This window comes from Paenibacillus sp. 79R4 (assembly GCF_013393165.1).
Lineage (GTDB): Bacteria > Bacillota > Bacilli > Paenibacillales > Paenibacillaceae > Fontibacillus.
Window position 1 is genome coordinate 175,966 of sequence record NZ_QJOT01000007.1, and the last position, 21,887, is coordinate 197,852.

21 protein-coding genes and 1 riboswitch are annotated in these 21,887 nt (G+C 48.3%); of the genes, 16 read left to right on the forward strand and 5 right to left on the reverse strand.

What is annotated here, in order from left to right:
- The first annotated feature begins 64 nt into the window (after positions 1-64).
- The gene (gene zapA / locus DMN77_RS11950) at positions 65-2,275 is read left to right on the forward strand and encodes a cell division protein ZapA (protein WP_179015125.1); all 2,211 of its coding nucleotides are present in this window, start codon (positions 65-67) and stop codon (positions 2,273-2,275) included.
- An 89-nt stretch (positions 2,276-2,364) separates the two neighbouring features.
- On the opposite strand, the gene DMN77_RS11955 is transcribed toward zapA, so the two are convergent.
- Both DMN77_RS11955 and DMN77_RS11960 read right to left on the reverse strand, forming a co-directional pair.
- Positions 2,365-2,736 (reverse strand): cupredoxin domain-containing protein, encoded by a 372-nt coding sequence (locus DMN77_RS11955; protein WP_179015127.1) that lies wholly within the window; start codon positions 2,734-2,736, stop codon positions 2,365-2,367.
- 234 nt (positions 2,737-2,970) lie between these two features.
- Entirely contained in the window at positions 2,971-3,333 is a 363-nt protein-coding gene (locus DMN77_RS11960) for a phage holin family protein (RefSeq protein WP_068780150.1), read from the reverse strand.
- Between the two features lie 164 nt (positions 3,334-3,497).
- Here DMN77_RS11960 and DMN77_RS11965 point away from each other — a divergent pair, with 164 nt between their 5' ends.
- The gene (locus DMN77_RS11965; RefSeq protein WP_179015129.1) at positions 3,498-5,861 is read left to right on the forward strand and encodes an endonuclease MutS2; all 2,364 of its coding nucleotides are present in this window, start codon (positions 3,498-3,500) and stop codon (positions 5,859-5,861) included.
- Positions 5,862-6,067: 206 nt separating this feature from the next.
- Positions 6,068-6,595, forward strand: a complete 528-nt coding sequence (locus DMN77_RS11970) for a hypothetical protein (protein ID WP_179015130.1) — start codon at positions 6,068-6,070, stop codon at positions 6,593-6,595.
- Positions 6,596-6,687: 92 nt separating this feature from the next.
- On the opposite strand, the gene DMN77_RS11975 is transcribed toward DMN77_RS11970, so the two are convergent.
- Positions 6,688-7,917, reverse strand: coding sequence for an NAD(P)/FAD-dependent oxidoreductase (locus DMN77_RS11975; RefSeq protein WP_256872359.1), 1,230 nt, complete (start codon positions 7,915-7,917; stop codon positions 6,688-6,690).
- A gap of 513 nt (positions 7,918-8,430) precedes the next feature.
- Here DMN77_RS11975 and DMN77_RS11980 point away from each other — a divergent pair.
- The 9 genes from DMN77_RS11980 (at position 8,431) to DMN77_RS12020 (ending at position 14,524) form a co-directional block, all read left to right on the forward strand.
- Positions 8,431-8,664 (forward strand): hypothetical protein, encoded by a 234-nt coding sequence (locus DMN77_RS11980; protein WP_068780154.1) that lies wholly within the window; start codon positions 8,431-8,433, stop codon positions 8,662-8,664.
- 41 nt (positions 8,665-8,705) lie between these two features.
- Positions 8,706-9,104, forward strand: a complete 399-nt coding sequence (locus tag DMN77_RS11985; protein WP_068780155.1) for a spore coat protein — start codon at positions 8,706-8,708, stop codon at positions 9,102-9,104.
- A 222-nt stretch (positions 9,105-9,326) separates the two neighbouring features.
- Positions 9,327-9,827: an Lrp/AsnC family transcriptional regulator gene (locus DMN77_RS11990; RefSeq protein WP_068780156.1), complete on the forward strand. Its 501-nt coding sequence runs from the start codon at positions 9,327-9,329 to the stop codon at positions 9,825-9,827.
- Positions 9,828-9,840: 13 nt separating this feature from the next.
- Positions 9,841-11,049 (forward strand): aminotransferase class I/II-fold pyridoxal phosphate-dependent enzyme, encoded by a 1,209-nt coding sequence (locus tag DMN77_RS11995; RefSeq protein WP_068780157.1) that lies wholly within the window; start codon positions 9,841-9,843, stop codon positions 11,047-11,049.
- 177 nt (positions 11,050-11,226) lie between these two features.
- Entirely contained in the window at positions 11,227-11,463 is a 237-nt protein-coding gene (locus tag DMN77_RS12000) for an aspartyl-phosphate phosphatase Spo0E family protein (protein WP_148466569.1), read from the forward strand.
- A 190-nt stretch (positions 11,464-11,653) separates the two neighbouring features.
- Positions 11,654-12,223, forward strand: a complete 570-nt coding sequence (locus tag DMN77_RS12005; RefSeq protein WP_179015132.1) for a cob(I)yrinic acid a,c-diamide adenosyltransferase — start codon at positions 11,654-11,656, stop codon at positions 12,221-12,223.
- On the forward strand, positions 12,220-13,185 hold the full coding sequence (locus tag DMN77_RS12010; protein ID WP_179015134.1) for an RluA family pseudouridine synthase: 966 nt from the start codon (positions 12,220-12,222) through the stop codon (positions 13,183-13,185). Before DMN77_RS12005 ends, DMN77_RS12010 begins: the two co-directional genes overlap by 4 nt.
- Positions 13,186-13,242: 57 nt before the next feature.
- The gene (locus DMN77_RS12015; protein ID WP_068780161.1) at positions 13,243-13,608 is read left to right on the forward strand and encodes an arsenate reductase family protein; all 366 of its coding nucleotides are present in this window, start codon (positions 13,243-13,245) and stop codon (positions 13,606-13,608) included.
- Positions 13,609-13,633: 25 nt separating this feature from the next.
- Complete coding sequence (locus DMN77_RS12020) at positions 13,634-14,524, forward strand: 5'-3' exonuclease (RefSeq protein ID WP_179015271.1); 891 nt, start codon at positions 13,634-13,636, stop codon at positions 14,522-14,524.
- Positions 14,525-14,832: 308 nt separating this feature from the next.
- Here the strand turns inward: DMN77_RS12020 and DMN77_RS12025 are convergent, their stop codons facing one another.
- Complete coding sequence (locus DMN77_RS12025) at positions 14,833-15,132, reverse strand: DUF3055 domain-containing protein (RefSeq protein WP_068780163.1); 300 nt, start codon at positions 15,130-15,132, stop codon at positions 14,833-14,835.
- Between the two features lie 228 nt (positions 15,133-15,360).
- On the opposite strand from DMN77_RS12025, the gene DMN77_RS12030 reads away from it, so the two are divergent.
- The gene (locus tag DMN77_RS12030) at positions 15,361-16,365 is read left to right on the forward strand and encodes an HRDC domain-containing protein (RefSeq protein WP_068780164.1); all 1,005 of its coding nucleotides are present in this window, start codon (positions 15,361-15,363) and stop codon (positions 16,363-16,365) included.
- A 257-nt stretch (positions 16,366-16,622) separates the two neighbouring features.
- Here the strand turns inward: DMN77_RS12030 and corA are convergent, their stop codons facing one another.
- Positions 16,623-17,558, reverse strand: coding sequence for a magnesium/cobalt transporter CorA (gene corA / locus DMN77_RS12035; protein ID WP_068780165.1), 936 nt, complete (start codon positions 17,556-17,558; stop codon positions 16,623-16,625).
- A 431-nt stretch (positions 17,559-17,989) separates the two neighbouring features.
- A riboswitch (SAM riboswitch) is annotated at positions 17,990-18,111 on the forward strand.
- A gap of 329 nt (positions 18,112-18,440) precedes the next feature.
- Here corA and metA point away from each other — a divergent pair.
- From metA to DMN77_RS12050, 3 genes are read left to right on the forward strand one after another with little or no spacing between them, the layout of a single operon-like run.
- Positions 18,441-19,376, forward strand: coding sequence for a homoserine O-acetyltransferase MetA (gene metA, locus DMN77_RS12040; RefSeq protein WP_068780166.1), 936 nt, complete (start codon positions 18,441-18,443; stop codon positions 19,374-19,376).
- A gap of 35 nt (positions 19,377-19,411) precedes the next feature.
- The gene (locus tag DMN77_RS12045) at positions 19,412-20,596 is read left to right on the forward strand and encodes a PLP-dependent transferase (RefSeq protein ID WP_179015136.1); all 1,185 of its coding nucleotides are present in this window, start codon (positions 19,412-19,414) and stop codon (positions 20,594-20,596) included.
- Positions 20,589-21,767, forward strand: coding sequence for a trans-sulfuration enzyme family protein (locus tag DMN77_RS12050; RefSeq protein ID WP_179015137.1), 1,179 nt, complete (start codon positions 20,589-20,591; stop codon positions 21,765-21,767). Before DMN77_RS12045 ends, DMN77_RS12050 begins: the two co-directional genes overlap by 8 nt.
- The last annotated feature ends 120 nt before the right edge of the window (positions 21,768-21,887 follow it).

The window sequence follows — 21,887 nt, forward strand, 5'->3', positions numbered from 1 at the left end:
TTTCGTGCAAAAAAATGCATATTTCAGACACCTAGAACAAAGCGCAATAAAGGAGGCACAAAGTTTGAATACCCCTGACCGAATTAGTGTAAACGTAGATATTTACGGTACTTCTTATAAAATTGTTGGCAGTAATGAAGCGTATATGAAACAGATCGCTAAGCGCGTGGACGAGCAGATGCGTTCCATCTCCAAGGCGTATTCACATTTGGATACTCCTCGTTTGGCGGTCTTGACCGCTGTTCGGATGACCGAAGAGGCCGCCAGAGTCGATCAGCTTCAAGGTGAATTGAAGAGTTTGCAGCAGGAGAAGGCGTCCCTTGTTCAGGAGCTTGAAGTGCTCAAGACATTAAATGTCAAGCAAGAAGAGCAGCATGCCAAGCTTCAGGAGGAGTATGGCAATTTGAAGGACGACAGAAAGGCGTTGTCTGACAAGCTTGCGGCTACCGAAGCGGCGTTCAAGCAGCATGAAGCCGAAAGCGCCAAGCAAGCCAAGGAGCAAGAGGCTGAGAATCTGAGGCACAAGAACAAAGTGCAGGAGCTGGAACGTCAGCTGAGTGAACAGCGGAACAGCAACACTCAATTGCAGAATAAGCTGCGTGCTACGGAACAAAACGCACAGCGGGAGAAGAGTGAGCATGACAAGCTTAGCGCTCAATTGAAGGCTGTGCAGCAGCGTGAAGAAGCGGCTAAGGTGGATGGACAACAATTAAGAACGACCGTAGATAAGCTGGAACTGCAGAAGAAAGGTCTGCAGGAATCGCTACAAAGTGCAGAAGCAGAGGCTAAGAAGCTGCAGCAGCATGCGCAGGAAGCGAATGAGAGGGAGAACAAGCTCCGCTCCGAATTAGATGGTGTTCTGCAGAACGAGAAATCGTGGCAGAAGCTGGCTGAGAAACGTAACGAAGAGCTAAGCGTACTCGAAGCAAAGCTGCTTGCGGTATCCGAAGAACTGGAGAAGAACGAGCAGCAGCTGCAATTCGCCACGAAGGAAACGAATGCCGCTCGACAAGGTCTACAGGTTGAGCAGGACAAGTTTAAACGGGCGGCCGGTGAGTTGGAAGAGCTGCGCATGAAATTGAAGCAAGCGCTGTCTGATCGGGGAACCGCTATAATGAAAGCGGAAGCGAGCGAAGCGGAGAAGATTCGTCTGCAAGATGAGATTCAAAGCATGGGTGAACGCATAAATGAGCTGACAGAAGAGTCCAAGGGTTATGCTCAGCTAGCGGAAGCGAGCGAAATAGAGAAGAATCGTCTGCAACAAGAGATTCAAAGCCTTGTCGATCGCATTCGAGGTATGGAAGAAGAGGCTAGAAACTATGATCAGCTTGTAGAATCTGGCGAAGTAGAAAATGAACAGTTGCGGCAGAAAATCCATAATCTTGAAGATCGGATCCGGACTCTTCAGGAGGAGTCACAGGACTATGCCCTGCTTGCAGAGACGAGTGAAGCCGAGAAGAATCATCTGCAAGTGGAAGTTCAAAATCTTGAAGAACGTATCCGTGTACTGAAGGAAGAGACTCAGGTCCATGCTCAGCTTGCAGAAGCAAGTGAAGCTGAGAAGAAGCGTTTGAGTGAGAAGATAGAGAGTCTTGGTGAGAAGAATCAGAGCTTGCAGGAAGAGTCCAGGGAGTACGCTCACCTCGTTGAGGCTGGCGAAGCCGAGAAAGAGCAGCTCCAAGCGGAGATTCAGAGCCTGGAAGAACGTATCCGGGAGCTGAAGGAGCAGTCCGGGGACTATGCCCTGCTTGCAGAAGCAAGTGAAGCGGAGCAGAGCCGCTTGAACGAGGAGATTCAAAGTCTAGGCGATCGTATTCGTTCCTTAGAGGAAGAAGCCAAAGGTTATGCCCAGCTTGCGGAAGAGCAAGAACAGGCGCGCAAGGAAGCCGAGCAGCAGGAGCAGGCCTGGAGGACCCAGTTGGCTTCAGCAGAACAGGAACTGGCATCCTGGCGGGAGATCGAGGCGGATTTGCAGCGACAATTGAATACATGGCAGCAGGAATGTGCGGCCAGCTCGGAGAAGGTTGAGGACCTGAACGAGCAGCATGCTGCTCTGCTGCAAGAAAAAGAGCAGATGTCAGAGCAGCTCCGGCAAATTTCCGAAGGCTACGAAATTGTGTCACATGAGTATCATTTGTTAAAATCAGCCAGAGAGCTGGACCAAGAGAATACGCAGAAGCTTGAGCAGGAATATAAGCGGCTGAAAGAAGATTATTCGAAGCTGCAGACGGAGTATGACGAGTGGATCGAATTGATTGAGCAGGATAACAACTAGCTCTGTGAATAGTCACGGTACTGAATAAGGGTCCTTAGGCGATTCGCCCAAGGACCCTTGCTGTGCTTATTGACTAACTTCAGCTGATTCTATTCTTCTACAATAATTTTGGAGATCATGGTTGAATGTCCGGTTCCGCACATAATGGAGCAGGCCAATTCAAATTCCCCGGCTTCCTGTGGGATGATTGTCTTGGACTGGCTTTTGCCGCTTAGCTGCAGCTTGAGTCCAGGCACGAGCATGCCATGATTGCCTTCCTTCCTCTTGAAAGTGATCTTCACCGGGACGCCCTTCTTCAAATGGTACTCAGGCTGATCAAATTGATAATCAGTCGCTTCGATCGTGAGCTCGGCTTCCGGTGTAATGTTGTTATTTTCAGAACTGGTATTGGAACCGCTGCCACAAGCAGCCAAGACGAGAAGTAGCACAGATGTAGCCATAAATGCAATGGTTTTCTTCATAATCATCACCTGCAATATAGTATTATTGTGACAAATTTAAGAATATTATAGCGCAGGTTTTTAATCAAAAGAGGGGGACGGTATGAATAATTAGTGAACATTTTCCAAATTTTTCAGATTTCCGAATATACGTGTCATCGGGAAATGAGTCCATATAGAAAACTACCCCGAAGCCTCCAGTTGTTAGGGCACGGGGTAGTTCTTGCTGCATCTTGTAGCTTTTAATGAAGAAGCTTATCGAGAGCCATTATCTCGGCCTGCCTCAAAGGGCGTAGATACGGGGATGAACAAGTCGATAATCCCGATCACTAGCGCTGCCAGTAAGGCGCCGATTACAGACACGGAGACTCCGGATACGACGAATTGAGCGAGCCAGATCACGAGTGCACTGGCTAGAAAACCGACGATGCCGCGTCCAAATGGAGTAACCTTCTTGCCGAATATGCCCTCAATGGCCCAACCCAATAAGGCAATTACAAGAGCGAGCACAAGAGCGCTCCAGAACCCTCCTACACTGAATTGTGGAACGAGCCAGCCCACAACCAGCAGTACCAGGGCGGAGACGATAAAACGGACAACATGCCCAAGAAAATGCACGGTATTTGCCTCCTTTTTTAATGAAATACATGTGGCAACTCGATATTATGATGTTCATGAAAGTCGGTTCTTATGTGCCTTTATTTTTAAATTAAGGCTAAATAGCGAAATTTGAGCGGTTTCGATATAATGTAACCATAGCTCGAGAGAGGTTGTGAAGTTTCTTGGATCAGAAAATACTGCATACAATGGAATATCCCAAAATAATAAATCAATTAGCCCGTTATACGCAGACCTCACTAGGCAAGCAAATGGCGGAGGAATTACAGCCGGTGACACGCTTGGAAGATGTGAAATTGCTGCTGCAGGGGACGGAGGAATCGTTTACGGTTGACCGGCTCAAGGGTTATCCTTCCTTCGGGGGAATTGTAGATATAACGTCGGCTGTGAGACGAGCCCGCATTGGCGGCACGCTGAATCCTCATGAACTGCTGGGAATTGCGACAACGCTTGAAGGTTCAAGGCGGATCAAACGCTATCTGTCCGCAGTGCATGAGGACAATCCGGTGGAAATCTTATTTACACTGAGCGATTCCTTGAGTGAGCAGAAGCCGTTAGAGGATGCGATCAAACGCTGCGTGGATGACAGTGCGGAGATTATAGACTCGGCAAGTGCGGAGTTATCGCAAATTCGCCGTGAACTGCGCGGTGGTGAAGTGCGGATCCGCGAGAAGCTGGATTCGATGATCCGTTCGTCGACGGTGTCGAAGATGCTGCAAGACCAGATCGTTACAATTCGCGGCGATCGCTTTGTTATCCCGGTTAAAGCGGAATACCGCTCGCATTTCGGTGGAATCGTACACGACCAGTCCGGCTCAGGGGCAACCCTGTTTATTGAACCGGAGTCGATTGTTGCGTTAAATAATAAGCTGCGCGAGACGAAGCTGCGCGAGGAGCGGGAAATCGAGGTTATTCTGCAGAAGCTAACCGCGCTTGTCGGTGAGCAGGCGGAGCTGCTGTTATATGACATCGATATTCTGGCCCAGCTTGATTTTATGTTCGCCAAGGCACGTCTGGCCCGCGAGATGAAGGCCACGCTGCCGCGAATGAATGACCGCGGCTTCATTAAGCTGCGGAGAGGACGGCACCCGCTCATTTCGATCGACAAGGTTGTTCCGATTGATGTTGAGCTTGGCAATCACTTCTCGACGATTATCGTCACCGGCCCGAATACCGGCGGTAAGACGGTTACGTTGAAGACGATCGGCCTGCTCAGCTTGATGGCAATGTCCGGGTTGTTCGTTCCGGTAGAAGAAGGCTGTCAATTATGCGTATTTGATGCAATCTATGCGGATATCGGCGATGAGCAGAGTATAGAGCAGAGCCTGAGTACCTTCTCCAGTCATATGACGAACATCATCTCCATTTTGAAAAATATGACGCCGAAGAGCCTTGTTCTACTCGATGAGGTTGGGGCGGGGACAGATCCTGCCGAAGGCTCGGCACTGGCGATCGCAATATTGGAGCATATACATTCGCTCGGCTGCAGAATGGTGGCCACAACACACTATAGCGAGCTTAAGGCTTTTGCCTACGAACGTAAGGGTGTCATCAACGCCAGCATGGAGTTTGATATCAATACACTTAGCCCAACCTATCGCTTGCTGGTAGGTGTGCCTGGCCGAAGCAATGCATTTGCAATAGCTGAGCGGCTTGGGCTTCCGGCTCCGATTCTTGAATTTGCCCGGGGCGAAGTTAAGGAAGAAGACCTGCGGGTGGAGAATATGATTGCCAAGCTCGAAGAGAATCGGAATATTGCGGAGCAAGAGCGTGAGAACGCTGAGAAACTGCGCAAGGATTTGGAAAGCCTGCGCGGCAAGCATGAAGCCGAGCTGGAAAAGCTGGAGCAGCAGAAGGAACGTTATCTGGAGAAGGCAAATGAGGATGCGAGAGCGATTATCGCTAAGGCTCGCAGCGAAGCGGAGAAGATTATCGAGGAGCTGCGCTTGCTTGCCATGGAAGAAGGGGCCTCGGTGAAGGAGCATAAGCTGATCGCTGCCCGCAAGCAGCTTGACGATGCTGAGCCGGCGATGCGCAAGAAGTCTGTTGCTCCTAAAGCTGCCAAGCCAAAACGTTCGATCCAGCCTGGGGATGAAGTGAAAGTGCATAGTTTGAACCAGAAGGGGCATGTTGTCGAGCTGTCCGGCGACAAGGAAGCACTTGTTCAGCTGGGAATTATGAAGATGAAGGTTGCGCTTGATGACCTCGAGCTGATTGGTTCAGCTCCCGTTACGAAGCCGGTTCAACGAACCGCGGCTAATGTGAAGCGTACGCGGGACGAGCATGTGCGGACAGAGCTGGATCTGCGTGGAGCGAATTTGGAAGAGGCGTTGATTGAGGTGGATCGCTTTATTGATGAGGCTTACCTGAGCAATCTGGGGCAAATCTACATCATCCACGGTAAAGGTACCGGTATTCTGCGCAGCGGAATATCCGACTATCTGCGCAAACATAAGCATATCAAGAGCTACCGTCTTGGAAATTACGGAGAAGGCGGCACAGGAGTTACGGTGGCGGAGCTTAAATAATTCGTTTGGAACGAATAGATCCATGTAGGGGGAGTAAGATCATGCTGAAGAAACTGGTCAGGGTTTTATTCGCAGCCGCCGTATGCTTTATTGTCGCTGGAATTATTTATCTCTGGGTGGCGTAACCCGCATTGAAGTGCATGTTTCTAAAATCAAGCGTTCAAGGGATTTTCTGATAATCTTTATATAACGAAAGGATGGGAACAATGGAGACCACGATTTGTCCATGGTGCCAGACAGAAATTGTCTGGGATGAAGAAATAGGGCCCGAGGAGTACTGCCCCTATTGCAACAATGAGTTGAAGGGATACCGGACTTTGAATATCGGAATCGATGAGATTGAGGAAGAAGAGAACGAATACGACGGGGATGAGGATCAGAAGGTTTTCTGGGAACATGAAGAGAGCGGACATCTCGATGCGATTCGTAGAGTAGAGACCTTTGCCAAGGCAGGCGGAGATTTGTTGGCTTATGACTCCGGAGTGGAGAAAGTACTGGATGGACAGGAAGAGGTCCCTGAGTGCCCTCATTGCCGTGAGTACATGTTATTTGCCGGCAGCCAACCCTTGCCGGACAGCTTCGTACCTGCAATTCCGGCCGGTCTTTCGAAGCCTTTAGTGCAGAAGGCAGCGAAGCTGGATATTTATATTTGCTCAGCCTGTTTTCATGTGAGTCATTTCTTGACAGAGGATGAGAGGATGCATCTCATCCGTACTGTTACTGAAGAAGAATAAGAGCAGACTTAAGTAGAACCTTCATTTCCGTTGATCGGAATTGAAGGTTCTTTTTTATTTGTAGTAACTCTTAGCAGAATACCATTCGGAATCTAATGGTGTTCAGGAGTAGGGCGGGAGGTGCGCGTTAGAGAGAATAACTGCATGTCCGGCCGTTCAATTCCGCTGAGGATATCCGTAATCATCTCCGCGGCAATCGTGCTGCATACCGTACCGTTGCCGCCGTATCCTTCAAGAAAATAACAATGCGGATAATCAGGGTGGGTTCCGATATAAGGAAGCCCGTCATGAGTATGCCCGAACACTGCGCCCCATCTATACTCTGCTTGGATTGCAGCGGACCGCGGGAACATTTGATGTACATAATCAAGCAACTGTTTGCTCTTGGCTAGATACCGTGCTTCCACCAGCTTGCCTCCAGGTAAAAGTTCATCCAAGCCTCCGGCAATAATTCTTCCGTCCCGGATAGTTCGCAGATAGTAATATGGGCGGGCTGTTTCCCAGATCAGGCATTGTTCATACCAATCCCGGAAGTCCTTAAGCGGTTCAGTAACGATGACATAGGAGCTTGTTAATTCTGCACCTTTCTCGCGTTTGTATTGCTGTGTTTCATATCCGGTTGCAAAAATAACATGCTTGGCAGTGATCTGTGACTGTCCGCAGCGACAGATCACCCGGTCTTGAGTAAATTCGCAGCCGCTAATAGCAGATTCTTCATAGATCCTCGCTCCCTCCCGGGCTGAAAGTTCGATCAGGCTATGAACAAAGGCGTAAGGATTAACCTCAGCGTCCCCTTTGGTATAGATAGCAGCTGGCTTTTTGAAGGGGAAGTGGGTTGAGATTTGGTCTTCCTCCCACCACGATGCATCAAAACCATAGCGCTGCAAGGTTATATGCTCCTCTCGGAGCATATCGACATCCTCAGGCGTGCTGGCGAAATATAAGCTCCCACGGGTAAGCAGGCGTGCTTCCTCGGGAAAATCCTGACTAAGACGGATTAAATGCTGAATTGCATCACGGCAGAGTTGATAGAAATGCACGGCTTCCTGCTCCCCAAACGTATGAATCAGTGAGGTTAAGGTCTTGTCATTGGAGAATTGAAGTAAGCCTGTATTTGCCAGGGAGCTGCCGGATGCAATTTGATGACTTTCAACCAGCACAGTGTCGATATTCTTCTGGGTTAAAAGAAATGCAGTGATTGCCCCGCCCATCCCGCCTCCGACAACCAAAACATCGCAGGAAATATCCGTGTTTAGGATAGGGTATTTGTTTGGCTTGGGGGATACGGTGGGCCAGTAGTAATGACCGGAATGCAGCTTCAAATTAAGCCACTCCTTTAAAGGAAATTCAAAAAGTTTGCTTTTGATCTCGAGGTGAATCGAGAAGTAAGTCGACATCGAATCTTGAATGCAGCCGGTCCTTCCGGTGCTCACGTACCCACAACGTACGCTCCGCTCCTCAGTCCCTGGCTTCATCCAACCTTCTTGGAGCTGAAAACCGGACTTTTTGAATCTTATTTGAATGAGGAAATTCAAAAAGTTTGCTTTTGATCTCGAGGTGAATCGAGAAGTAAGTCGACATCGAATCTTGAATGCAGCCGGTCCTTCCGGTGCTCACGTACCCACAACGTACGCTCCGCTCCTCAGTCCCTGGCTTCATCCAACCTTCTTGGAGCTGAAAACCGAACTTTTTGAATACGAATTAAAATAAGAAATTCAAAAAGTTCTCGGTTGTTCACGAGAATGTCGTTAGTATGTCCAATTAGAGACATCATAAAAAATCACTTGCGGGAGCATAATAGGCAAGAAATGAATCAAAAATCAGGAGGAATAGGCATGAACAATATGCAAATGAAGCCTCTCTCAGGCAAGGAATTGGATTACATCGCCGATTCATTGTCGAATGAGAATATGCTTATCAAGCTTTGTGCGACAGCAAGAAGTGTATCGGCCAACGCGCAGATCAGCCAGGTCATAGATCAGCATCTGCAGGTTCATGAGCAGCATACGCATCAGATGATTGAAATGCTGAAGCAGCACCAGTCAATGGCACCGACACAAAGTCATTAACCCACAATTCTTTGATTAAAACATCTAGGAGGATAGGAATAATGAATCAACAACAGAATCAATCACAGGGTCAACAAATGTTGAACGAGTCCGATTACCTGAATGTTATTCTGTCCGATCTGAAGAGAACGGTGCGCGAATACACAACCGCTACGACAGAATCGGCCTGTCCTGTTGTCAGACGCATGTTCACGGATCTGACTAACAGCACGCTGCGTTTACAGGGTGAATTATTTCAGGTGATGGAGCAGAATCAAATGTATACCGCGCCTTCTCCAGCACCGCGTCAAATGATTGATAAAGAGATTCAGACCGCGCAGCAGGATCACCAGCAGGCCCATCAGATGAGCCAGCAGCACGGGATGCAATCCGATGCTTTCTACCATCAGAGCAATGTGCAAAACCACAATTCAAACGTACAGAATCCATACTTAACCTAACCGTTCAAGCGGCTGGAGAAACGATGAGTTTAATTTTCCGGCTATAGTTCAGCGACCGTCCGTCCAGGGGAGAACTCCTCCCTATGGCGGGCGGTTTTTGTTTGCAGATGCATGAAATTCATGTAATATTAGTATTAAATTTAGTTTTCGGCAGGCGGCGCGTGGAGCAGGCTTACGATCTACCGCCCTGGCATTTGCCGGAACAGCGCTGGAGGATGAAGGATGAGACAAATAAGCGAGCTTAAGCTGAAAGTGCTGGATCTTCTGAAAGAGGACGCAAGGCGTGACCCAGATTTGCTGGCGACATTGCTCGGCGTGACTTCTGAGGAGATAGCGGAGGCGATTGCGGAACTGGAAGAGGATAACGTGATCGTAAAGTACGCTACGGTGGTTAATTCCAGCAAGCTGGACGATGAGAAGGTAACGGCGTTAATCGAAGTGCAAATTACGCCGGAGCGCGGAAGAGGATTTGAGACGATCGCCGAGCGCATTTATTTGTTCCCGCAAGTAATGAGTGTCTACTTAATGTCCGGCGCATATGATCTGTTGGTTGAGGTGGAAGGCCGAAACCTGAAAGAAGTGGCAAGCTTCGTATCCGACAAGTTGTCTACACTTGAGTCCGTACTGTCTACCAAGACGCATTTTATTTTGAAGAAATATAAGCAGGACGGCATTATTTTCGAAGATCCGGAAGAGGATCGCAGGCTTTTGATATCCCCGTAAAGGAAGTAATAATATGAGTGTAAATTCACAGGATGTAGAGAACAATAGCAAATCGATGACATCTTATCTGTCTCCCGTCGTTAGAGAGATACAGCCTTCGGGTATTCGTCGTTTTTTTGATTTGGTGAGTGGAAATAAGGATATTATTACTCTAGGCGTCGGTGAACCGGATTTTATAACTCCCTGGCATGTGAGAGAAGCATGCGTATATTCGCTGGAGCGCGGGTTTACGAGCTACACCTCCAATGCAGGCATGCCTGAGCTTCGCGAGGCCATTGCAGAGTACCTATATAATAGCTATGATCTGAAATACGATCCCAAAGAGGAAATGATCGTAACGGTGGGCGGGAGCGAAGCGATTGATCTTGCTCTTAGAGCTTTGATCGAGCCGGGGGATGAGGTTCTTGTGCCGGTTCCGTGCTATATTTCTTATTCCCCGATTACTTCAATTGGCGGAGGAGTCCCGGTAGAGGTTGAGACCTTTGCCAAGGACAGCTTTAAGCTGAAGGCCGAGCATCTTCAAGCAAAGATTACGCCGAAGTCCAAGATATTAATTTTAAATTATCCGAGCAATCCGACAGGTGGTATTATGACCTATGAGGATTGGCTGCCGATTGCCAAAGTGGTGGAAGATAATGATCTGATTGTGATCGCGGACGAGATCTATTCGGAATTGACCTACGACCACAAGCATGTCAGCTTCGCATCGATCCCTGGCATGAAGGACCGTACCTTGCTCGTTAACGGCTTCTCAAAGGCTTTTGCCATGACAGGCTGGCGCATGGGATATGTATGCGGACATCCTGACCTGATCTACGCAATGCTGAAGATCCATCAATATACCGTGATGTGCGCTCCAGTGATGGGTCAAGTGGCTGCGCTCGAGGCTCTGAAGAACGGCCTTGGGGAGAAGGATCATATGGTAGAATCGTATAACCAGAGAAGACGCCTGATCGTACAGGGCTTGCGGGATATCGGCTTATCCTGCCATGATCCTCAAGGGGCATTCTACGCCTTCCCAAGCATCCAATCGACTGGACTTAGCTCCGAGGAATTCTCGCAGAGATTGCTTATGGAAGCCAAGGTAGCAGCGGTTCCTGGCAACGCCTTTGGCGGTGGCGGCGAAGGCTTCCTACGTTGTTCCTATGCGACATCGGTCAGTCAACTTAATGAAGCGCTGCACCGAATGGGCCAATTCGTCCATAAACTGAAGCAAGGCTAGGACTGGGGCTGTGCCCATCAACTATTCACCCGGGAAAATGGTTCTATTTAACATTTCTTTCATTTATTAATTGATCATTGTCCAATTAATATGGTATAATATGTTTTCGGAGGAAGGTTATAGTTTCTCAGGGAGGGATAACTTTTGGGTTGTGGTGAATACAATCTAGTATATGATATGGCGGGGCTATTGATCGCTGAAGACAATGAATCAAACAAGTGGATGGTAGAAGCGAGCCGTAATACTTCACCACAAGCAGTGACCTTGGAGGATGAAATTCATATACTTCGTAATAGAATGGAAAAGATGTTCTTGCAAGAGAAGTCTTTTACCTCGGATATTGTAATCGAAATCAGTCGTTTGCTGGATCTGAAGATTAATGAATTTATGAAGAAGCGAAGCAAAAGACAATAATCAATTAATGGCCTGACAGAGTCAGTCGATGGAAGAAGATCTTTTACAGATCTTCTTTTTTTATGTGATATGGGTCGTCGAAAAAATGCATGAAGGCTGAAATGGTCTAGTAATCATCTGGAAAAGCCCTCAGCACTGTTTTATGGTATATTGGAAATATCGAGTTCTAAGGATAGGGGGAGTTTTTCTAATGGCGATTTACACACGTACTGGTGATCAGGGGCAGACCTCAGTGATCGGCGGAAGAGTATATAAAGATGATGAGAGAGTGGAAGCTTACGGCACGATAGATGAATTGAACTCTTTTGTTGGGCAGGCCGCGAGCCTTGCGGAAGGAGAGAAATTTGCCGACCTGCGCGAGGATTTGCTGCAAATTCAACAAGAGTTGTTCGATTGCGGCTCCGATCTGGCCTACGTCAAGATCAAAGAGAGCAAATATAAAGTAACGTCCGAGCTATGGGAGAGATTGGAACAGTGGGTAGACCGCTATGAACAGGAAAATCCTAAGCTTGAGCGTTTCATTCTGCCTGGCGGTTGCCAATTGGCCGCTGTTCTTCACGTCTGTCGTACCGTCTGCCGCCGTGCTGAACGCCGCGTAGTAACCCTGAGCCATAAGACGGACATTAACGAGGAAACTTTGAAATATATCAATAGGTTATCTGATTTCTTCTTCACGGTGGCCAGGACAGCCAACGCGCGTCTGGCAGTTCCCGATGTAGAATATATGCGCAGTCGGAAGGTGTTCGGCAATAAATCATGACAGACTACTATGAACCGATTACTTATCAAGTAACAGAGCTGGAAGAAGGTTGGCTGGTGAAGACGGTATTGCAGCGGCGCTTAGGCGTATCGCGGAAGCTGCTGTCACGGATCAAGTTGACGGAACGCGGTGTAATGCTGAACGGGGAACGAATATATATCAGCATGCCGGTAAGAGCGGGGGATATCGTATCCATCTCCTTGGAGCAGGAGATGTCGGAGGATATTTTGCCCCAGCCGATTTCATTCGATATTGTGTATGAGGATAAAGCACTGCTGATCGTCAACAAGGAACCGGGGATTATTGTTCATCCAACACATGGTCATTATGTGAACACGCTAGCCAACGGGGTTGTGCACTACTGGCAAGCCAAAGGCGAGAAGTATCGGTTTCGTCCGATCCATCGTCTGGATCAGGAGACGAGCGGGATTATTGCAATAGCCAAAAACGCCTATATCCACCAGCATATTTCCGAGCAGCTTATAGCCGGACAAGTTTCCAAGAAGTACATCGCTCTCGTTCACGGTTGTCCGCAGCCTGCGAGCGCCTCGATTGACGGTCCGATCGATCGTGATCCTCAGGAGCCGCATCGCCGCATCGTAACCGCGGATGGATACCCTGCATTAACTCATTATGAGGTAAAGGCTTGCTATGGACAAGGAGCTCTGGTAGAGCTTGGGCTGGAGACGGGGAGAACACATCAAATCCGCGTTCATATGACCTCAATCGGTCACCCGCTGATTGGCGACAAAATGTACCGCCATTTGGGTTACGACCAGCTGGATGAGCAGGAGCGGATAAGCATGCAGGCGCTGGATGCTCTGATTGACCGGCAGGCGCTCCATGCTGCTGAACTGGGGTTGATCCATCCGTTAACAGGTGAGCAAATGATGTTCACTGCACCGCTGCCCGCAGATATGGCTTATTTGCAGAACAGGCTGACATCGCAAGCGTTTGCTTAAGATCGGCCGGCTGAATTCATTTCGATGTCGAATATGTTTTAGAGAGGAACTATATTTATGAGTACACTTACAGTTTATCATTACCCTAAATGCGGTACATGCCGCAAAGCGGTTAAATGGTTGGAGGAGCGGGGTCATCATTTGGAACTGCACAATTTGAAGGAGACAACTCCATCAAGTGAACAATTGTCAGAGATGATCGACCGCAGCGGGCTTGAGCTTAAGAAGTTCTTTAATACGAGCGGTGAGGTATATAAAGAACTGGGACTTAAGGACAAGCTGCCGGGTTTGTCGCGCGAAGAGGCGATCCAGTTGCTTGTCTCTAATGGGATGCTGATTAAGCGGCCGCTTGTGACGGACGGACATAAGGTTACCGTAGGCTTTAAAGAGGATAGCTATGAGCAGTCATGGGGAGACAAGTAGATTTTAATAGGGGAGCTTATTTACGATTATGGAACAAACAAAACAACGTTTATTATTGGTTGATGGGATGGCATTGATGTTCAGGGCTTTTTATGCTTCAGCGGCAACCGGATATATCCGGCGCACCAAGGAAGGTTTGCCTACCAATGCTGTCTATGGATTTATGCGTTATTTCTGGGATGCTGTGCAGAAGTTTGGGCCAACCCACATTGCCTGCTGCTGGGACCTAGGCAGTAAGACTTTTCGCACCGAGAAATTCTCGGCCTACAAAGGCAATCGCTCGGACGCCCCTGATGACCTGATTCCACAGTTCAGTGTGATTCGTGAAGTAATGGATAGCTTGGGGATTCCTAATGTCAGTTCGCCTGGGTTTGAGGCGGATGATTGCATCGGATCGCTGTCCGTCAAATTCAGCGAGGATATGGATGTGTTCGTCCTGACCGGTGATCATGACATGCTTCAGTTGGTGACTGACCGAATCAGCGTAATCATTATGAAAAAAGGTCATGGCAATTATATGGTATATACGCCGGAAAGTCTGATGGAGGAGAAGCAGCTAAGACCGGCGCAGATTATCGATGTAAAAGGTTTAATGGGCGACCCAAGCGACAATTATCCGGGGGTTCGCGGGATCGGCGAAAAGACTGCGATGAAGCTGGTCCAGGAATATGGCTCTGTGGACGGTATTTTGGCCAATCTGGAGGGGTTGTCCACGTCGGTTCGTACGAAAATCGAGAATGATCTGGAGATGCTTCATCTCTCCAGGCAGCTTGCCGAGATCCGTTGTGACATAGAATTGGAGTGTACGCTGGAGGGGTGCTGCTTCGAGTTGAACCCGGCGCTGGTTGTATCCAAATTTGAAGAGCTCGAAATGGCGAACGTCTCTTCATGGATGGGATTGGCGGTAGCCAGATAGACAAACAGCTGTTATGGCTTGTGGAAATTTCCGCTGACTTGTCGTTCACTCATGACAGCATTCGTAATTGGATTTGCCAGGGCACTAGGAGAATTCGAGCCACGCTTGATGACCGCCAGCCATATACCCGGCAGAACGAAGATGCTGCTGGCGGTGATTTATATGGCGGTCGAATCCGGGGATACGAAACTCGGCTTGGCTATGGGCAGGCCTTAAGATATTAATCTCTTTCGCATTGCTAACAGTCACCAGCCCCCGTTCACAGTGAATGGGGGCCTCTATTATTTATTGTGACGTTGATTGGCTGTTTAATCCGTAAAGTAAGGGTCTCCTACGACTTGATATAGGAAGCTGCGCATTTCCTCGCCTTCTTGTTCTTCCAGTGAGAAGATATGCTCAAGGTAGCCTTCCTCTTCGAGGTCGTCGGTACCCAGGATGGCTGTACGCCCATTTTGCAAATCGGTGACAAGCTTCTTGCCGTAGAAGCGGTTTGTCGTCGTTACAGCAAGATCAAAGCGCTTCAATGAATGCCCGATGAAGGTTACAAATCTTGTTGAAGTGCTCTCTGTACTGTCGGATAAGAAATCAAGATCATTTGAGCCAGTCATAGTATAGCCCTCCTTAAAATGCAATGTCTTTTGTCATTATATCTGAAAAAACGGCATTTGTGGGAAAACAGCATTCCTCGTTGACAGCGCTTTGAAAAATGGTACAATTAGGAATAACAGTATACGTCTAGGGGAAGCACCTCTCTTGCTATTAGCAGGGGAGGTGCTTTTTGTCGTTGTAAGCACCCTGCCGTGTTGCTGAAAACATTGAGGAGGCGAAATTGAAGGATGCGGATCGTATTTTTGAACAGCTTGGAGAGAAAAAACCAGGAGGACAGGACGGTTGAGGCGCAGATTTGGATTGGTGAAAATGAGGGTGTATGGCATATGGGCTGGAATGAGCTGGAGCAGGAGGGGCAGAAGGAGACGATCTGGTTCGAAGGGGCATCGTGGTCGGAAATGCTGCTCGTGTATCGTCATCGTCTGGCAGCCAAGCTGAGTGAAGGCTTCAGGCCGATAATCGATGGCATATGGGATGAGCAGGATCTTGCGCACGGTCGGGGAATGGCCGCACAGAGGCTGATCTGTTATAGTGAGCTGCACCCCAACGAGGAATTTTATACTGAACTGGCCTCTTGGCGTAGAAGGAAGGCGTCCATGGAACGCAAAGCCCCTTATTTGATCGCCAGCAATCGTCTGCTTAAGCTGATTAGTGTATTTTGTCCGCATAGCAAGGAGGAATTGCTGCAGCTTCCTGGTGTTGGCGAGAATAAGGCGAATGAGTATGGGGCCGAACTACTAGAGCTGTCGAACGTTCGTGAACAACCTAGAGCCTTTCCGCTTGATTGGGTGGAGGAGAGGATCGACGACGAAATATTCCGGTCCTGGGTGTACAAGCAGAAGGAGGCTAAATACCGCGCTGAAATGGAGAAGTTCAGTCTGCGTCGCAAAGTGCTGGAATGTTTGGCAGATGGACAGGATCTCAACGATATCTGTATTCATAGCGGACTCGAACGCAGGGAGGCGTTAGAGCTGCTGGAGAATTTGGAGAAGGACGGTTATCAGATGGATGAGCTGATTAAGCTGGAGCTTCAGAATATGCCCGAGCAAGAGCAATCGGCAGCATGGCAAGCGTTCGAAGAGCTGGGGGATCATCTCCTTAAGCCGGTGTTATTGCGTGTATTTGGAGCAGAGGCGGCAGAGGATGAACAAGTGGACCAACTGTATGAGCGTCTGAGACTGATTCGTCTCTCTTTCAGACGCAATGCGGGTTCGGTTCAAAGAGCGGTGTGATTTGACCTATAGTCGAGTGCAAAAAGTCAGACTTTCAGCAGCGAGAAGGTGGATGAGCGCTATAGAATCTGCACGTTATCAGCGGAAGCTGATATAATTCCAGATCACAAGAAATCTATCTTTTAATCGCGGCCGCTCATCTTCGAAGGGCTTCGATCAGGCTTGCTTATTTAAGGGTGCTTTTTGGACTACCTCTCAAAAAAACGAGGAATATTCATCAAGGGAAAACCCGTTGGTGAATATTCCTCGCTATCTGTTCAAATCCAGTCCCGCTTGCGGAAGAGATAGAACATCCCGGCCCCAAGCACGGCCATGATGCCAAGTACAACATAGTAGCTGTATTTCCAATGCAGCTCAGGCATATTGTCAAAGTTCATTCCGTAAATCCCCGTTATCAGGGTTAAGGGAATAAAGATCGTCGTAATTGCCGTAAACACGCGCATGATTTCGTTCGCCCGATTGGCGATTGAAGCCTGGTAGGCTTCTCTTAAGTTTCCGACCAGTTCGCGGAACGTATCGAAGTTTTCAGCGATTTTTACCGCGTTCTCATAGATGTCGCTAAAGTATTTTTGCAATTGATCATCGATCAGCCGCAAATCTTTTTTATTTAAAATGTTGATAACTTCTTTTTGCGGGCCAAGCACTTTCTTCAGCCATAGTATTTCGCTTCGCAGACCGATAATTTCATTCAGGTGCGAACGTTTTGTATGCATCAGTATATCTTCTTCCAAATTTTCAATCTTCACTTCGATCCGGTCGCCAACGGTAAAGTAGTTATCAACGACAAGGTCGATCAGCAGATAGAGGAACCAGTCTGGCGAACTGACCTCCTGCTCCCATAGAAGCGGCTTGACCGCGCGAAGTTCATTGATTTTCTGCTTGGTAACTGTAATGATATAATGCCGTCCAAGAAACACGTTCAGTGCACGCAGGAAAATTTCCTCATCATCGTAACGGATGCTGTTCACAACGATGAAATAGTGATTCTCATAGGTTTCAATCTTTGGCCGCTGTTCTTCTTCAGACAGGCAGTCTTCCACTGCCAGATCATGCAAAGAGAACAGGGGCTGAAGCAGAGCGAGATCCTCGGCATCTGCATCAATCCAATAGAACCCTTCCTCCGGAGGGGTTGTCGTAATTTCCACGTCTTCTATAGGTGTGAATACACCTTCCTTGACATGACGAATTTTCATATTAAGTTCACTCCCTTTTCCTGGCTGTTGCGTCAGGTAAGCTCTCTTTTAGGTCGAGCACAGGAAAAGACAGCGTCAGTTGAGCAGACATGCGAAAGAGGCGCCACTACATAAAGCTCCGTGACAAGAAAGTGCCCGCGCTAATTCCACAGGTCGCCTGCTGACCGTTTTTCCTATGCGATTGTATCCTATAACTCTGCGGACTCGGGTCGCCTTCCATCTCGGATTTTTCACCTCTTTGTTCCTGATTTTAAAACACTTGTCTAGTATAACGCTGTGCCATCAAATGTTTCAAGACAAAGTTCATTCCGAGGGCGGGGGTTCGTGATTTAATCAACTGAAAGAAATGAAAGTCTTGTGAAAATGCAGAAATGATGTATAATAAGATCAGTAAATTCAAATTTAAAACAACAGAATACAAAATACATTTTTTCTTATCAAGAGTAGGTGGAGGGACTAGCCCGATGATACCCGGCAACCGGCGAATTTTGCACGGTGCTAATTCTTGCAGGATCAAATGCCCTGTCGGCGGATGATCTCTGAGAGATGAGAGAGGTATATTCAGTCAGATATCAATGGCCTTTCTCGATTTATACGAGTGAGGCCATTTGTTGTATCTCCGGCTATTAAATGAGTGTTCAAAAAATCCGGTGTTCAGCATGGAGTAGTTGATAAAGCCAGGGTCTGAGGAGCGGAATGTACGTATTTCGTACGCGAGCACCTGAGATGTTTCCGGAGGAAACATGAATTCATAAGCCTGCGCTTAGATTCGGCTGAATTCAAGATTCGATGCAGACATGATCAAAAGCGGATTTTTGAAGTTCTCTTTGAGATGACAAATGATTTGTATTCAAATCCAATGAAATGAGGAGTGGGGAAATTATGCCAATCAAGATCCCGGATTATTTGCCGGCCAAGGAAGTATTGAATCAAGAGAACATTTTTGTGATGGATGAAAGTCGGGCATATCGTCAGGATATTCGGCCACTCCGCATTGCGATACTAAATCTTATGCCCACAAAAGAAACAACGGAGACACAAATCCTCCGCTTGCTCGGAAATACACCGCTGCAGGTCGATATCGTGCTCTTGCATCCAAGCTCCCATACGTCGAAGAATACATCGGCGGAGCATTTGGAAATGTTCTATAAAACTTTTGATGAAATCAGGCATCGCCGCTTTGACGGTTTGATTATTACAGGGGCTCCGGTCGAACAGCTCGAATTCGAAGAAGTGAACTACTGGAAGGAATTGCAGGAGATATTCGATTGGAGCAAAACACATGTTACTTCGACACTGCATATATGTTGGGCTTCACAAGCCGGTTTATATCATCATTATGGCGTGCGCAAAATACCTCTGGGCCAGAAATGCTTTGGCGTGTTCCCTCATACGGTGAATAAACCTCATGTGAAGCTGCTGCGCGGCTTCGATGAAGTGTTCCAGGTGCCACATTCCCGTCATACCGACGTATTGCGAGCTGATATTGAAGTTAGAGAGGAATTGGAAGTGCTTGCGGAATCCGAGGAGGCTGGTATTTATCTTGTAGCTACCAAGGATGGCAAGCAGATTTTCGTAACCGGTCACTCCGAATATGACCCGGACTCTTTGAAGTGGGAATATGACCGCGATGTTGCCAAAGGGCTGGAAATCGATCTTCCGCTTCATTACTATCCAAATGATGATCCATCCAAGACGCCGGTGTCTACCTGGAGATCTCATGCAAACTTATTATTCTCCAATTGGCTCAATTACTATGTGTATCAAGAGACACCTTATGACATTGATGAGGCGAAAGATTTCGTATATGAGATTTAATTTGCGATAAATAAATAATGAGGGGAAAGATCGGCATGGATAAGAAGTGGCATATTGAGAGTAAGCTGGCACAAATCGGCTCGGTGGAGGAACCGGTGACGGGAGCGGTGAATTATCCGATTTACCAAGCAACGGCGTTTCGTCATCCGCGACTTGGCCAGAGCACGGGATTCGATTATGCGCGGACAAAGAGCCCGACCCGGGCGGTGCTTGAGCAAGCGGCGGCTGAATTGGAATGCGGAGATGCCGGGTTTGCCTGTAGCTCCGGTATGGCGGCACTGCAGACGGTGTTTATGATGTTCGCCCAAGGCGATCACTTGATCGTATCGCTTGATTTGTACGGGGGTACATATCGGCTGCTTGAACGGATATTGACGAAATTTGGAGTCACGGCCTCCTATGTGGACACGAATGATCTGGATGAGCTGGAGAGCGTACGTCAGCCGAATACAAAGGCTGTGTTCATCGAGACGCCGACGAATCCTTTGATGATGGTGACCGATATCGGTAAGGTAGGCAGCTGGGCAAAGCAGCATCAAATGCTGACCATCGTTGATAATACGCTGCTAACGCCGTATTTCCAGCGGCCGCTTGAGCTTGGCGCAGACATTGTAGTTCATAGCGCGACAAAATATTTGGGCGGGCACAATGATGTATTGGCCGGAATTATTGTGACCAAAGGGGAGGTATTGTCTGCCGAGATGTTCTTCCTGCACAATTCTCTGGGCGCTGTGCTGAGCCCTTCTGATAGCTATCAGCTGATGAGAGGAATGAAGACGCTGGCGCTGCGGATGGATCGTCATCAGAGCAATGCGCTGGCGATCGCAAAATATTTGCAGAAGCATCCGCAGGTGGCTGAGGTATTCTATCCCGCTCTACCAGACCACCCGGGCTATGAAATTCAAAATCAGCAAAGCAGCGGAAACACGGGAATCTTTTCTTTCAAAGTGACGGATGCCCGTTATGTTGAGCCCGTGCTGCGACATCTTAAATTGATTGCCTTCGCAGAGAGCCTCGGCGGTGTTGAATCGCTGATGACCTATCCGGCGGTACAGACCCATGCTGATATTCCGGTTGAGATTCGCGAAGCGGTTGGCGTTGATGATCGACTGCTAAGATTCTCGGTAGGGATTGAGCATGTGAACGATCTGATCGAGGATTTGGACCAGGCTTTGGAGGCAGCTAGAACCGAGGTTGAGGGAGGAGAGACTCATGAGTAAATTCTTTTCAGGCGATGAACAAGATCGTAAGTTTGAGACTAAACTGATTCATTTTGGCGGTGAGGTAGATCGCAATACCGGAGCTTCGAGCGTACCGATCTATCAGGCTTCCACGTTCCATCATCATGATATTTATAATCCTCCGGAATACGATTATAGCCGTTCGGGGAATCCAACCCGCCAGGCATTAGAGGATTATATCGCGGTATTGGAAGGCGGGGTAAAGGGCTTTGCTTTTGCAAGCGGCATGGCTGCGATATCCACCACCTTCATGCTGTTCTCGGCGGGAGATCATCTGATCGTAACGGAGGATGTCTACGGAGGAACTTACCGACTGTTATCGACTGTGCTGAGCCGGATGAATATCGAGACGACTTTCGTCGATATGACGGACCCGGAGCAAGTGAAAGCGGCTTTAAGACCAAATACGAAAGCTGTATATATGGAAACCCCCTCTAATCCGACGCTGAAAATTACCGATATGGCCGAGATTGCTGCCTGGGCTAGAGAACACGGCTTGCTCAGCATTGTTGATAATACGTTTATGACCCCTTATTATCAACGCCCCATTGAGCTTGGGGTAGATATCGTGCTGCACAGCGCAACTAAATTTCTTGGCGGACACAGCGATGTGCTGGCAGGGCTCGCGGTTGCACGTGACGAGGGGCTGGCCCAGCGCCTGAAATATGTGCAGAACGGGCTTGGCACAGTCTTGGGTGCGCAGGATTCGTGGCTGCTTATGAGAGGGATGAAGACGCTGGGCGCTCGCATGGCGTACAGTGAGGTCAGCGCCCGCAAACTGGCGGATTGGCTGCAGTGCCGAAATGATATTGAAGCAGTTTACTATCCGGGACTGGAACAGCATCCTGGACGGGCCATTCAGGAGAAGCAATCAACAGGGTATGGCGCGGTTGTCTCCTTCGATGTCGGCTCGGGAGAACGCGCAAAAAAATTGCTCAGTGAGGTTAAGCTGCCGCTCGTCGCCGTGAGTCTTGGTGCTGTCGAGAGCATCCTGTCCTATCCGGCCATGATGTCGCATGCTTCGATGCCGCGCGAGGTCAGACTGGAACGTGGAATTGGTGATGGGTTGCTGCGCTTTTCAGTGGGGCTTGAAGACATTGATGACCTGATCGCTGATTTAGATCAAGCTCTTGGCAGCAGCAAGATTTAAGGAGTCCCAAGCTTAGCACCTGATCCTATATCGGGTGCTGTTTTTATACGCTTGAGTGTGTTAGGATAAATTTATCTGATAATTAATTACATTTGTGATTGTTTTATATTGAGATAAGGG